The sequence below is a fragment of the Bradyrhizobium sp. genome (assembly GCF_028868675.1).
In the GTDB taxonomy this organism is placed as follows: domain Bacteria; phylum Pseudomonadota; class Alphaproteobacteria; order Rhizobiales; family Xanthobacteraceae; genus Bradyrhizobium.
Genome location: NZ_JAGWUA010000133.1, coordinates 1 through 13,737 on the forward strand (window position 1 = coordinate 1; position 13,737 = coordinate 13,737).

The 13,737-nt window shown below is 65.9% G+C and carries 11 protein-coding genes and 1 pseudogene; 10 read left to right on the forward strand and 2 right to left on the reverse strand.

What is annotated here, in order from left to right:
• Window positions 1-239, forward strand: a 239-nt coding sequence (locus tag KGM94_RS17125; RefSeq protein ID WP_300261671.1) for an alpha-isopropylmalate synthase regulatory domain-containing protein, incomplete at its 5' end; no start/stop codon positions are given.
• A gap of 112 nt (window positions 240-351) precedes the next feature.
• Window positions 352-729, forward strand: coding sequence for a VOC family protein (locus KGM94_RS17130; protein ID WP_300261674.1), 378 nt, complete (start codon window positions 352-354; stop codon window positions 727-729).
• A gap of 10 nt (window positions 730-739) precedes the next feature.
• Here the strand turns inward: KGM94_RS17130 and KGM94_RS17135 are convergent, their stop codons facing one another.
• Window positions 740-1,351, reverse strand: a complete 612-nt coding sequence (locus KGM94_RS17135) for a TIGR00730 family Rossman fold protein (protein WP_300261677.1) — start codon at window positions 1,349-1,351, stop codon at window positions 740-742.
• 205 nt (window positions 1,352-1,556) lie between these two features.
• Here KGM94_RS17135 and KGM94_RS17140 point away from each other — a divergent pair, with 205 nt between their 5' ends.
• The 4 genes and pseudogenes from KGM94_RS17140 (at window position 1,557) to KGM94_RS17155 (ending at window position 6,132) form a co-directional block, all read left to right on the forward strand.
• Window positions 1,557-3,530 (forward strand): ABC transporter ATP-binding protein/permease, encoded by a 1,974-nt coding sequence (locus tag KGM94_RS17140; RefSeq protein WP_300261680.1) that lies wholly within the window; start codon window positions 1,557-1,559, stop codon window positions 3,528-3,530.
• Between the two features lie 88 nt (window positions 3,531-3,618).
• A pseudogene (locus KGM94_RS17145) lies at window positions 3,619-4,326 on the forward strand (phosphatidylserine decarboxylase); the annotation flags it as partial.
• Between the two features lie 73 nt (window positions 4,327-4,399).
• Window positions 4,400-5,284: a phosphatidylcholine/phosphatidylserine synthase gene (locus KGM94_RS17150; protein WP_300261684.1), complete on the forward strand. Its 885-nt coding sequence runs from the start codon at window positions 4,400-4,402 to the stop codon at window positions 5,282-5,284.
• A 128-nt stretch (window positions 5,285-5,412) separates the two neighbouring features.
• On the forward strand, window positions 5,413-6,132 hold the full coding sequence (locus KGM94_RS17155) for an RraA family protein (RefSeq protein ID WP_300261687.1): 720 nt from the start codon (window positions 5,413-5,415) through the stop codon (window positions 6,130-6,132).
• Between the two features lie 308 nt (window positions 6,133-6,440).
• Here KGM94_RS17155 and KGM94_RS17160 read toward each other — a convergent pair whose 3' ends face one another.
• Window positions 6,441-8,180 (reverse strand): hypothetical protein, encoded by a 1,740-nt coding sequence (locus KGM94_RS17160; RefSeq protein ID WP_300261690.1) that lies wholly within the window; start codon window positions 8,178-8,180, stop codon window positions 6,441-6,443.
• A gap of 424 nt (window positions 8,181-8,604) precedes the next feature.
• Here KGM94_RS17160 and KGM94_RS17165 point away from each other — a divergent pair, with 424 nt between their 5' ends.
• The 4 genes from KGM94_RS17165 to KGM94_RS17180 form a co-directional block, all read left to right on the forward strand.
• On the forward strand, window positions 8,605-9,378 hold the full coding sequence (locus KGM94_RS17165) for a MotA/TolQ/ExbB proton channel family protein (protein WP_300261693.1): 774 nt from the start codon (window positions 8,605-8,607) through the stop codon (window positions 9,376-9,378).
• A gap of 23 nt (window positions 9,379-9,401) precedes the next feature.
• Complete coding sequence (locus KGM94_RS17170) at window positions 9,402-10,232, forward strand: flagellar motor protein MotB (protein ID WP_300261697.1); 831 nt, start codon at window positions 9,402-9,404, stop codon at window positions 10,230-10,232.
• A gap of 167 nt (window positions 10,233-10,399) precedes the next feature.
• Window positions 10,400-12,298, forward strand: coding sequence for a potassium transporter Kup (locus tag KGM94_RS17175; protein WP_300261700.1), 1,899 nt, complete (start codon window positions 10,400-10,402; stop codon window positions 12,296-12,298).
• 144 nt (window positions 12,299-12,442) lie between these two features.
• Window positions 12,443-13,737 (forward strand): KUP/HAK/KT family potassium transporter (locus KGM94_RS17180; protein ID WP_300261704.1); only part of this gene is annotated, 1,295 nt, incomplete at its 3' end.

Here is a 13,737-nt window from a genome sequence, read left to right on the forward strand (position 1 = left end):
TGCGCAAGGATCTCGGCAAGTACCAGAAATACATCGAGGGCCTGAAGCTGATCGACTATCGCGTGCGTATCCTCAATGGCGGCACGGGCGCCGTGACGCGCGTGCTGATCGAGAGCGAGGACGAGAACGGCGAGAGCTGGACCACGATCGGCGTCTCGCCGAACATCATCGATGCCTCGTTCCAGGCGCTGATGGATTCGGTGATCTACAAGCTCGTGAAGTCGGGCGCGCCGGCGTAGCGGCAAATACCGTCATTGCGAGGAGCGAAGCGACGAAGCAATCCAGAGTCTCACTGCGGCCGCAGTCTGGATTGGTTCGCTTCGCTCGCAATGACGGAGGAGGGGCGCAACCATGATCGACCACGTCTCCGTCGGCGTCAGCGACCTCGACCGCGCCGCGACGTTCTACGAAGCCGCCCTTGCGCCGCTCGGGCTCGAGCGCCTGGTGACGCGCTCGGCGACCGTCGGCTTCGGCAAGGCCTATCCGGAATTCTGGATCAATCTTCGCCGCGACATGCTGCGCGTGGCGGCCGAGAGCGGCGTGCACATCTGCCTGCGCGCAAAGTCCACCGCCGATGTCGATGCGTTTCACGCCGCGGCGCTCGAAGCCGGCGGTGCATCCGACGGCGCGCCGGGCCTGCGGCCGCACGATCGCGTCAGCTACTACGCGGCCTTCATCCTCGATCCCGACGGCAATCGCATCGAGGCGGTGACGTTTCCGGCGGAGTAGGCGCGCGCCGCTAGAGCCTGCCTGCAATCTCCGGCGCGATATCCCGTTCGGTCTCGGGAATCTGCGCGGCGGCAGCGCGCAGCCGCGGCAAGATCTCCTCGACGCGGTCCGCCTTGAGGATGTCGACATGGAGGCCCGGGCGGATGAACTGCGTCGCGCGCATGTGCGCGATCAGCGCCATCAGCGGCTCCCAGAACCCGTCGATGTTGGCGAGCAGCACCGGCTTGGCATGGCGGCCGAGCTGCTGCCAGGTCAGTTGCTCAACCAGCTCTTCCAGCGTGCCGATGCCGCCCGGCAGCGCCACGAAGGCATCCGCGCGCTCGAACATCAGCCGCTTGCGCTCGTGCATGTCGGGCGTGACGATCATCTCCTGCACGCGGGTGAGCGCGTTCTCGCGCATGGTGAGGAAGTCGGGGATGATGCCGGTGACGCTGCCGCCGTGATCGAGCACGCTGGTTGCGACCGCGCCCATGATGCCGAGCGAGCCGCCGCCATAGACCAGGCGGATGCCGTTCTCGGCGAGGATCTTGCCGAACGCCTTGGCGCCTTCGATGAAGTGGGGATTGGTGCCCGGGCCAGAGCCGCAATAGACACAGACGTTCTTGATCTTGATAGTGCTCATTGGAAGCATGATGCATCGCAGCGTATGGGCGTCAAGGGCATTCGGTGATTCGCCCGGTCCGGACGTTGGCCGGTAAAGTCCGACGAGCAATCAGAGAATTGGTTCCGGGCGGGGGTGCGCTTGCGGCGAGAAGGCTCTATATGACAAGCAAATTTGATCAATCTCTCGAGGCCCGCATCATCCGGCGGGCTTTTCAGGCGTCTTGATGGCTCACCCTCATTCCTCCCATCACAGTGACGATGCGCCCGATGCTGCCGGCAAGTCTCCTGCCGACAGGTCGCTGGAGCAGGGCACTCTGATCGGCACGCTGGCGCATCTGTGGCCCTATATCTGGCCGAGCGACCGCTCCGACCTGAAGATGCGCGTCGTCTGGTCGATGGTGCTGCTGCTGGTCGCCAAGCTCGCGACGCTGTCGGTGCCGTTCACCTTCAAATGGGCGATCGACGCGCTGACCGGAGCCGACACGGCGCCGGTGGAAGCGTCGAACTGGCAGCTCTGGCTGATCGCCTCGCCGCTGCTCCTGACGGCGAGCTACGGGGTGACGCGCGTGCTGATGGCGGTGCTCACGCAATGGCGCGACGGCATCTTTGCCCGCGTCGCCATGCACGCGGTGCGCAAGCTCGCCACCATCACCTTCATCCACATGCACGAATTGTCGCTGCGGTTTCACCTCGAGCGCAAGACCGGCGGCCTGACGCGCGTGCTGGAGCGCGGCCGCACCGGCATCGAGGTCATCGTGCGCATGGTGATCCTGCAACTGATCCCGACCATCGTCGAGGTCTCGCTGCTGATGGCCGTGCTGCTCTGGCAGTTCGACTGGCGCTATGTGGTCGCGACCCTGATCACCGTCGTGATCTACATGTACTACACCTACATCGCGACCGAATGGCGGATCGGCATCCGCCGCAAGATGAACGAATCCGACACCGACGCGAACACCAAGGCGATCGACTCGCTGCTCAACTACGAGACGGTGAAGTATTTCGGCGCGGAGGCGCGCGAGGCGCAGCGCTACGATCGCTCGGTGGAGCGCTATGAAGAGGCCAGCGTCAAGACCTATACCTCGCTCGCCGTGCTCAATACCGGGCAGGCGGTGATCTTCACCGCCGGCCTGACCGCGACCATGATGATGTGCGCGGTCGGCGTGCGCAACGGGCGCAACACCGTCGGCGATTTCGTCCTGGTCAACGCGATGATGATCCAGCTCTACCAGCCCCTGAACTTCATGGGCATGGTCTACCGTGAGATCAAGCAAGCGATCATCGACATCGAGAAGATGTTCAGCGTGATCTCGCGCGATCCGGAGATCAAGGACGCGCCCGGGGCGGAGCCGCTGGTGGTTTCGGCCGGCAGCGTGCGGTTCGAGGATGTGCGCTTCGCCTACGAAGCGGCGCGCCCGATCCTGAAGGGCATCAGCTTCGAGGTCCCGGCCGGCAAGACGGTGGCGATCGTCGGGCCCTCCGGCGCCGGCAAGTCGACCATCTCGCGGCTCCTGTTCCGCCTCTACGACGTCTCCGGCGGCAGGATCCTGATCGACGGCCAGGACATCCGCGAGGTCACCCAGGCCTCGCTGCGCGCATCGATCGGCATGGTGCCGCAGGACACCGTGCTGTTCAACGACACCATCCGCTACAACATCCGCTACGGCCGCTGGAATGCCGGTGATGCCGAGGTGGAGGAGGCGGCGCGGCTCGCCCAGATCGACCATTTCATCCGTATGGCGCCCAGGGGCTACGAGACCCAGGTCGGCGAGCGCGGGCTGAAGCTGTCGGGCGGCGAGAAGCAGCGCGTCGCGATCGCCCGCACGGTCCTGAAGGCGCCGCCGATCCTGCTGCTGGACGAGGCGACGTCCGCGCTCGACAGCCACACCGAGCACGAAATTCAGGGGGCGCTCGACCGCGTCTCGAAGAACCGCACTTCGCTCGTGATCGCGCACCGGCTTTCGACCATCGTCGGCGCGGACGAGATCATCGTGCTCGACCAGGGCCGGATCGCCGAGCGCGGCACCCATGCGGACCTGCTCGCGATGGGCGGTCTCTATGCCAGCATGTGGAACCGGCAGCGCGAAGCCGAGGCGGCGCGGGAGAAGCTCGCGCAGATCGCCGACAGCAGCGCGGCGCCGAACCGCGAGCCGCCGCCGGTCGATGACGCCCTCACGGCGCCGGCGGCCGCGGAGTGACCTTGTCGGCGGCCCGAACTCTGCCTAATGAGTCCGGCCTGATGCTCACCGGCGCGCGGGATAGCGTGCGCGCCATCAACCCGAACGGCAGTTAGCGATGTCCATTCTCGATTCGATCCAACGGCAGATCCCGCCGATCCACAAGGAAGGCTATCCGTTCATCGGCGGATTCGCGCTGGCGAGCCTGGTGCTGTTCTGGCTATGGTCGCCGCTGGGATGGATCGGCACCTTGCTGACGGTGTGGTGCGCCCTGTTCTTCCGCGATCCGGTGCGGGTGACGCCGGTGCGCGATGGCCTCGTGGTGTCGCCCGCCGACGGGCGCGTGTCGATGATCACGATGGCGCTGCCGCCGGCCGAGCTCGGCCTCGGCGACAAGCCGCTGCCGCGCGTCTCGATCTTCATGAGCGTGTTCAACTGTCACGTGAACCGCAGCCCGGTTGCGGGGCGGATCGAGCGCATCGCCTACCGGCCCGGCGCCTTCATCAATGCGGAGCTCGACAAGGCCAGCGAGGACAACGAGCGCAATTCGCTCGTCATCTCCACGCCGGGCGGGCGGATCGGCGTGATCCAGATCGCGGGGCTCGTGGCCAAGCGCATCGTCTGCTTCGTCAGGGAGGGGCAGTCGGTCGGGGCCGGCGAGCGGTTCGGCCTCATCCGCTTCGGCTCGCGTCTCGACGTCTACATGCCGCTGGGCACCCGCGCCCTGGTGTCGGAAGGGCAGACCGCGATCGCCGGCGAAACGGTGCTGGCCGACCTCGATCTCTCCGATTCCGGACGGACTTTCCGCGCCAGTTAACCATGCCGCCGGCGAAGCCCCGCGATGGCGAAACGGGGGCGGGCTTGCTATATCTACCCTCGAGAGGCGAGCCATGATGCCCTATGACTTCAAGAATCCCGACGTGCGCCGCCGGCGGTTCCGCCCGATCCCGGTGCGGATGCTGGTGCCCAACGTCATCACGCTGCTGGCGATCTGCGCCGGGCTGACGGCGATCCGGCTGTCGACCGAGGGGCGGATGCAACTCGCGGTCGGTGCCATCGTGTTCGCGGCGGCGCTCGACGGCATCGACGGCCGCATCGCACGGCTGATCAAGGGTCAGTCGAAGTTCGGGGCCGAACTCGACAGCCTCGCCGACTTCGTCAATTTCGGCGTCGCGCCCGGCCTCATCCTGTACTTCTGGCAGCTCCATGAGCTGCGCAACGCCGGCTGGATCGCCGCCATGGTGTTCGCGATCTCCGGTGGCCTGCGGCTCGCGCGCTTCAACGCCACCATGGACGATCCCAACAAGCCGGCCTTTGCCGCGAACTACTTCACCGGCGTGCCGGCGCCGGCGGGTGCGATCACGGTGCTGCTGCCGGTCTACGCGGCGTTCCTCGATCTCGGGCGCTGGCCCGCGGTGGTGACCGCGGGCTACACGCTGCTGATCGCCGTCCTGATGGTGTCGCGCCTGCCGGTCTTCTCCGGCAAGACCATTCGCATGAGGGTGCCGCCGGAGTTCGTGCTGCCGTCCTTCGTCGCGGTGATCTTCTTCATCGCGCTTCTGGTCGGCTATCCCTGGTACATCCTCTCGGTCGGCTCGGTGCTCTATCTGCTCAGCCTTCCCCTGGGCTGGAGGTCGTATCGGAGGCAGGCCCGTGCGCTGGAGACCGTCGCGCCGGGACCTTCGGAGGGCTCGTCGGCCGCGGTATCCGCGCCGGCGCTGACGCCGAACCTGGCGGAGGCCCCGCACGACGATCGGCCCGACCGCCTGCACTGAGCGGTCTCACGCGGCAAATATCTGCCATGAGAACGGCGCGAGTTGGGTCGAGGCCCGATCTCGGCTATATCGCGCCTGAACCTGCGGCGCCTGTCGGACGGCCGCGGCCAATTTGGGAGAGAAACGCCGTGACGACATCCGCAACCGGGCCGCTGCCCGCTTCCGTCCTCGAAGCCCTCGGCCGCTACGACACGCCGACGATCTGCAACGCGATGGAGATCGTGGCGCCGGAGCGGCGGCTGATCGGCTTCACCACCAAGCCTCTGGTCTGTCCGTTCCCGGACCTGCCGCCGATCGTCGGCTATGCGCGGACGGTGGCGATCCGCTCGGTGCTGAAGTCGTCGCTTCCCGCGGACGAGCAGGCGAAGCGGCGCATCGCCTACTACGAATATGTCGGCACCGGCCATGGCCCACGCATCGCGGTGATTCAGGACATCGACGGCGCCGACGTCGGCTACGGCGCGTTCTGGGGCGAAGTGCAGAGCAACGTGCACAAGGCGCTCGGCTGCCTCGGCGTCGTCACCGACGGATCGATCCGCGACATCCCACAATGGGCGCCGGGCTTCCAGGCGCTGGCCGGCTCGATCGGGCCGTCGCACGCCTGGGTGCATGCGGAGAGTTTCGGCGGCGAGGTGCGCGTCGCCGGCATGACCGTGAAATCCGACGATCTGATCCATGCCGACCGCCACGGTGCGATCGTGATCCCGCTCGACGTCGCGGCGAAACTGCCTGAGGCGGCCGAACTGTGCGGCCGGCGCGAGACGCCGATCCTGGAGATCGCCCGCAGCCCCGACTTCTCGCTGGAGAAATTGAAGGCGGCGCTGAAGCGCTCTGCCGAGATCCACTAAAGCGAGATTGCTTGCGGTTGAATCGCTCGTCCGCGAACTCGGCCCACCTCTCCCCAGCGGGAAAGGTCGATTTGCTTCCTCGCGATGCGAAGCATCGTCGAGGGCAAATCGGGTGAGGGGGCGCAGGTCCCACGAGAGACCGTAACCCCTCACCCGGCGCCGTAGCCGATGCAAGGCATCGGCGTCTTTGAGAACAGCGGCCGTAGGCCGCCTATGCCGACCTCTCCCAAGGGAGAGGTGAACGTCCGATGCCGCTCCATCTCGATCTAATCTAAGCCAGCGATGGCGCGCCAGCGGCTCGCGCCGCGCTACCGCGGGCACGCTGCAGCCGTTGCCGAAGAGGTGAAGACGGAGGCAACGAAGGGCCCGGCCGTGCCCGAGCCCAGCAATGTCCCGGTCGGCTTGTCGAAGGTCACGAAGGCGACCGGGGTGTCCGATGCGTGATAGCCGGCGTAGGCCGATATGACCTGCGGGATCTGCGACAATATTTTCTCGGTCTTCACCGCCCTGCCATCGGTGCAGGGCGCCCAGTATTCGCAGTTGTTGAACAGGAACGCCGAGTAGAACCCGCCGTGCTGGGCCGCTTCCCGGCGCAGGATCGCCTCCGCGTCGTGTTCGCTGACGTCCCTGCGCCGCCAATACTCGAACAGCGCCGCAGACAGTCTCGTCGGAACGAAGGCTTGCGTCGATGGAATCGGGTGCCTGAATCCATCTGTGAAGTTCAGGAGCGAATTGATCGGATGTCCAAGTCGGACCTCGATCGTCGGAGCGTATCCCGGCTCGTCCATGACGAGCGGTAGCTCCGGGCAGGGATGGGCCGTGGCGATCGCGCGACCCAGTGCGAGCGACTTGAGATTGTCCCGCAGCCAGAATCCGTAGCTGCGCCGGGACGTCTGGGTCACGAACACGGCGATGGCCAGCGCCGCAACGATCGCGACGATCCCGGGAAGTTTTTGCGGCCATCTGAACGGCGACAGGCCGACCCCGACGGCGAGTACGACGAGGGAGAGGTTGATGTAGCGCTCCCAGTCTCGCGCGCTGATCATGAGTCCGGTGACGATTTGCTGGTTGGTGACGATCAGCGGCGTCGCGGCGATGGCCGCGGCGAGTGCGAATCGGTCGCGATGCCCCGGGTCCAGAACTGCGAGCAGGCCGAAAGCGAGGACGGCGGGCACCGCAGCCAAGACGCTGACGGTCACGACCGGGAGTCTGCTCGGGAAGGTGAGCGGATTGGCTGTGCCGGGCCCGATCACCAGGCGCGCGGAGACGGCGGCGGCGACGAGCGAAACGACGGCCAGCACGACGAGGAACAGCCCGAGCGGGGCCTTCCGCCGAAGCAGCAGGATCAATCCCGCCGCGCTCTCGATGGCGATCAAGGGGTAGGAAACCAGCGCGTAGCAGATCACCAGGCCGGTCTGGAGGAGGAGGGCGCCGATCCGCTGCGACGTTGTCAGCGTGCCGGCGCGAAAGCCGCGCAGGACGACCCCGGTGAGCGCAAAACCCACCGCATAGGCGACTTGCGGCTCCGGCGAGCGATTGATGGTGAGAAAGGAGGTCTCGAACGAGGGCACGAACGAAGTTCCGACGAAGTGCTGGAAGTCCAGGAGCGTCGGAAAAGGGCCGGGCCAGGCCGCCTCGTTGCCGAGCGAGAACATGTCCTGGGCGAAGACCAGAAGCAGCGCGTACAGAACCCGGGTGTAGACGTTCTCGAAGAGCGCGCCGGCGGCATAATAGGCCGAGAGAAAAATCAGCGGCGGCATGATCGCATCGAGAGCGATCAGCGTGGCGTTGAGGGAGCCGAACGCCGAGGCCAGGATCCAGGCGATCGCGTCGGACAGGAGACGGTCCGGCCTCGCGAAGACGACACCGAACAGATTGAGCATGTAGGTGTCCTCGTCGAACGCGTTCTTGAAGAACGCGAGTTCGCCGACCGTGTGCGAGAACGCGACGTGGTGCCAGGCTCCGAGGACCACGAACGCGGCCGCAACGGCGATGACGTAGCCGGATCCACGCCCGATCGGGGCCAAACCGGTTTTGGGAGCAGTCAATCCGGACCTCTGAGCCGCAGTTCGGGCGCGACGCCGGTTCTAGGCGATGATTTGCCGCCGGGCAATCGAAGGCCGGACCGGATCATGGGCGTCAGCCGTTCCCTGGCGATCGAACCGCCGGCGTGCAGGCTGGCCGCGGGGTCGGACCAGGCCGGAGCAAGCCCGGGCCGTATCCGTACGTCGCGAGCGCGCCGCGGCTTCGCCCGTCGGATCGGCAACATGGTTAGCAAAGCCTTGAAGTCGCTGCGACAGGCCGGCGGGAGCGGTGGGTTCTCAGCGCTTCGAGGCCCGGCGCAGCGCGTCGTTCCGACTTAACCTTTACGCGTCTTTAATGGCGCCACTCTAGGGTCTTTCAGCGCGGTTCGGGGTTGGCCGCGCCCCCGTCCAGGACGGCCGGTCGGTTGCGTACGCGTTGGAGTCTCCGATGGATATCATGACGAGCGCCGGGCTTGTGGCAGGCACCATCGTCATCGCCGTGATGATGCTGCTGGGCGGCGATCTTCACATGTTCATCTCCGAGCACGCGGTCATCATCATCTTCGGCGGATCGATCTCCGCCACCATGATCCGCTTTCCGCTCAGCGCGCTCATGCACGGCTTGCCGCTCGGCGCCAAGTTCGCCTTCACGATGAGCCGGCTGTCGGCGCACGATCTCGTCGACGAACTCGCCCGCATCGCCGAGATCGCCCGCAAGCAGGGCCCGGTCGGGCTGGAGAAGGTCGAGACCGACGAGCCGTTTCTCGCCAAGGGCATCCGCTTCGTCGCCGACGGCTACGACCTCGATTTCATCCGCGACAATCTCGAACGCGATCGCGACAACTTCCTGATGCATCTGGACGAGGGCAGCAAGATCTATCGCGCCATCGGCGACTGCGCTCCCGCCTTCGGCATGGTCGGCACCCTGATCGGCATGGTGCAGATGTTCGCCAACATGACCGACCCCTCCAAGCTCGGCCCGTTCATGGCGACCGCGCTGCTCGCAACCCTCTACGGAGCGCTGGTCGCGAACCTGTTCTGTCTGCCGATTGCCGACAAGCTGCACGGCAAGCTGCTCGACGAGGAAACCAACCGCACGCTGATCATCGACGGCATCCTGATGATCCGCGACTCCAAGAGCCCGACCCTGGTGCGGGAAATGCTGCTCGCCTACCTGCCGGAGAAGCATCGTCACGCCGAGGGCGAGCCGGTTCCGGCCTGACGCCGCACGCCGGGACGTGAGCCATGGCCAAGAAGAAGCGCGGCGATGCACACGGAGGCGGTCACGGCTGGTTCGTGACCTTCGCCGACCTGATGGGCCTGATGATGAGCTTCTTCGTGATGCTCGTCGCGTTCTCCACCCAGGACGCCAACAAGCTCAAGATCGTCGCGGGATCGATGCGCGACGCCTTCGGCGTGCAGAGCGAGGCGCGCTACGCAGGGATCATCGAGTCCGACGGCCTGCCGACCCGGCCGAAGCTGAAGAACGTCGATCACGTCCAGCCTGAGGACTCCTCCAATACGCCGACCCCGGACCAGCAGGAGCGGGATCGCCAGTCCGGCGCCAAGCTCAAGGTCGACCGCGAATTCGCGCTTGCCGCGGCCTCGCTCCGCCAGGCGCTGCAGGACATGCCCGAGCTCACCGAGATGTCCAAGCACATCATGTTCGAGGAGACCAAGCAGGGCCTCAACCTGGAGATCGTCGACCAGGACGGCCGCTCGATGTTTCCCGACGGCTCCAAGGTGCCGTATGACCGCACCCGCCGCCTGGTCGAGAAGCTTGCAGTGCCGCTGCGGGCAACCCCGTTGCGCGTCAATATCGTCGGCCACACCGCCGCGGGCTTCGTGCCGAGCCGCAGCGACTACGGCGCCTTCGATCTGTCGGCCGACCGCGCCAACGCGGTGCGCCAGATCCTCGAGCGGGAAGGGCTGCCGCCCTCCCACATCTTCTCGGTCTCCGGCAAGGCGGATACCCAGCCGCTGTTTCCGGACGACCCGTCGCTCGCCGCCAACCGCCGCGTGACCATCACGCTGATGCGGGAAGATCCGCCGCTGCCGCCCAATTTGAAGCCGTAATCCCCTCCCATTATCATCATACCTGGAGACATTTCGTTGCCCCGGGCGTGGCCTTCGCGTCACAGCGCCCGCCCGCGCAGCTGCTATGCTGGGCGCCTTGACGGACCGCCGAGAAGCGTCCAAACGCGCCCGGATCAAATCAAGGCAAGAGGCGTTCTCCATCGATCATGACGGCCAGCATCACATCGACCGACGGCCACGAGGGGAAGGTCACCTCGGGATTTTTTGCCCTGACGCTCGGGAGCATCGGCGTCGTGTTCGGCGACATCGGCACCTCGCCGCTCTACGCCTTTCGCGTGGCGGTCACCGGTGCAGCCCATGGCGAGCCCGCTTCGCGGGTCGTCGTGCTTGGCGTTCTCTCCCTGATCGTGTGGGCGCTGTTCATCGTCGTCACCGCCAAATATGTGCTGCTGCTGCTGCGGGCCGACAACAACGGGGAGGGCGGGACGCTGTCGTTGATGGCGCTCGGCCAGCGCGCGCTGGGGCGGCGCAGCCTGGCGCTGATGGCGCTCGGTGTGGTCGGCGCCTCGATGTTCATCGGCGATTCCATGATCACGCCGGCGATCTCGGTGTTGTCGGCGATGGAAGGTCTCAATGTCGCCACGCCCGCGCTCGAGCACTATGTCGTGCCGCTCACCGTCTTGATCCTGGTGGTGCTGTTCGCGGTCCAGAGCAAGGGCACCGCGCTCGTCGCGTCCGCCTTCGGACCGGTGATGGTGGTCTGGTTTGCGAGCCTCGCGGTGATGGGACTCGTCCACATCACCGACGACCCGTCGGTGCTCGCCGCAATCAATCCCTACTATGGACTCCAGTTCCTGCTGTCGCATGGCACCATCGGGCTGGTGACACTGGGTGCGGTGTTTCTCGCCGTGACCGGCGGCGAGGCGCTCTATGCCGATCTCGGCCATTTCGGGCGCACGCCGATCCAGTCGGCCTGGCTGTTCTTCGTGCTACCGTCGCTCCTGATCAACTATTTCGGCCAGGGCGCGCTGGTGCTGTCCGATCCGACGGCGCTCGAACACTCCTTCTATCGCATGGTACCGGAGCGGTTGGTCCTGCCCCTGGTGGGGCTGGCGGCCGCGGCGACGGTGATTGCCAGCCAGGCGGTGATCACCGGAGCCTATTCGCTGGTCGGCCAGGCGGTGCAGCTCGGCTTGTTGCCGCGCTTCGAGGTTCGCTACACCTCCGAATCCCACGCCGGACAGATCTATCTGCCGCGGGTGAACCGGCTCTTGCTGATCGGCGTGATGTTGTTGGTCCTGTTGTTCCGCACCTCCGACAACCTCGCATCGGCTTATGGCATCGCGGTATCCACGACCATGGTGGTCGACGGCATCATGGGCTTCGTGGTGATCTGGAAACTGTGGAACTGGCGCCCTGCGGCGGCGGCGGCGGTGATCCTGCCGTTCGTCGTGGTCGATTCCACCTTCTTCAGCGCCAATCTCCTGAAACTCATGGAAGGCGCGTGGATGCCGCTGCTGTTCGGCGCGACCATGGCGGTGACGATCTGGACCTGGCGGCGCGGCTCGGGGATCCTGATCCAGAAGACGCGCCGCATCGAGGTGCCGCTGGACGACCTGATCAAGAGCCTGGAGAAGCGGCCGCCGCACGTCGTGAAGGGCACCGCGGTATTCCTCACCAGCGATCCCGCCTTCGTGCCGACGGCGCTGCTACACAATCTCAAGCACAACAAGGTGCTGCACGAGCACAACGTGATCCTCACCATCGAGACCGCGCAAACGCCGCGGGTCGATCTGTCGGAGCGGGTCCGCATGGAGAAGATCAGCGACAAGTTCTCCAAGGTGCGGCTGCGCTTCGGCTTCATGGAATCGCCCAACGTGCCCAAGGCGCTTGCGGTCGCCCGCAAGCTCGGCTGGCAGTTCGACATCATGTCGACCTCGTTCTTCGTGTCGCGGCGGTCGCTGAAGCCGTCGTCGCAGTCGGGCATGCCGCGCTGGCAGGACCACCTGTTCATCGCGCTCAGCCGCTCGGCCAACGATGCCACCGATTACTTCCAGATTCCGACGGGCCGGGTGGTGGAAGTCGGTACCCAGGTGACGATCTGAGGGCGAGCTGACCCGAGTTATGCGCTTGACGCATATCAAGGGTCCGAAATCGCACTAGGCTATGCTATCAACGCAAGACTATAAGCCGCGCGCTCTGCCGCTTTGGTGCATTGAAGCATTTTTTTGAGGCCTCCAGGCTCTCCCATGACAAGTGACGTAGCAGCTCCCGCCCCGGAGACGGCGGCGGCCAATGGGCATGGGGAAGCCCACACCACCGCCGGCTTTGGCGCGCTGACGCTCGGCAGCATCGGCGTGGTCTATGGCGACATCGGCACCAGCCCGATCTACGCGTTCCGCGAAGCCGTGCTCGCCGCAAGCGGCCAGGGAGGGGCGCCGACCACCGCCGCTGTGCTCGGCGTGCTGTCGCTCATCCTGTGGGCGCTGATCGTCGTGGTGACGCTGAAATATGTCGTGATCCTGCTCCGCGCCGACAATCACGGCGAGGGCGGCACGCTGGCGCTGATGGCGCTCGCCCAGCGCGCCGTCAGCAAGGGGGCCGCCACCATCGTCCTGCTCGGCATCATCAGCGGTGCGCTGTTCTATGGCGACGCGGTGATCACGCCGGCGCTGTCGGTGCTGTCCGCGGTGGAAGGCATCAAGGACCTCACGGACGGGTTCGAACCGTACATCGTTCCCCTGACGGTGCTGATCCTGCTGCTGCTGTTCGCCGTGCAGTCGCGCGGCACGGCGCGCGTCGCCACGTTCTTCGGCCCTGTCATGTGCATCTGGTTTGCCGCCATCTCCGTGCCGGCGATCGGTCCGATCCTGCACCAGCCCCAAGTGTTCTCCGCGCTGAACCCGCTCTATGCCGTGTCCTTCATGATCCACCACGGCATCATCGGATTCGTTACGCTGGGCGCGGTGTTCCTGGCGGTCACCGGCGCGGAGGCGCTCTATGCCGACCTCGGCCATTTCGGCAAGCGGCCGATCCAGACCGCGTGGCTGTTCATCGTATTGCCGTCGCTGGCGCTGAACTATCTGGGGCAGGGTGCGATGGTCATCGAGAATCCGAAAGCGATCGAAAGCCCGTTCTTCCAGATGTTCTCCCAGGGCTGGATGCGCGGCGCCATGGTCATCCTCGCGACCGCCGCGACCGTCATTGCCAGCCAGGCCGTCATCACCGGCGCCTACTCGCTGACGCGGCAGGCGATCCAGCTGGGGCTGCTGCCGCGATTTGAGATTCGTCATACCTCCGAAGCGCATTCCGGCCAGATCTTCATCCCGCGCATCAACACGTTGCTGCTGGTCGCGGTGATGCTGCTCGTCGCGCTGTTCCGCTCCTCCAGCGCGCTGGCCTCGGCCTATGGCATCTCGGTCACCGGGACCATGGTGGTCACGGGCATGATGGGCTTCGTGGTGATCTGGAAGGTCTGGAAGTGGTCGCCGATCGCGGCCGGAGCCCTGATCGCGCCCTTCCTGTTCCTCGATCTGACCTTCCT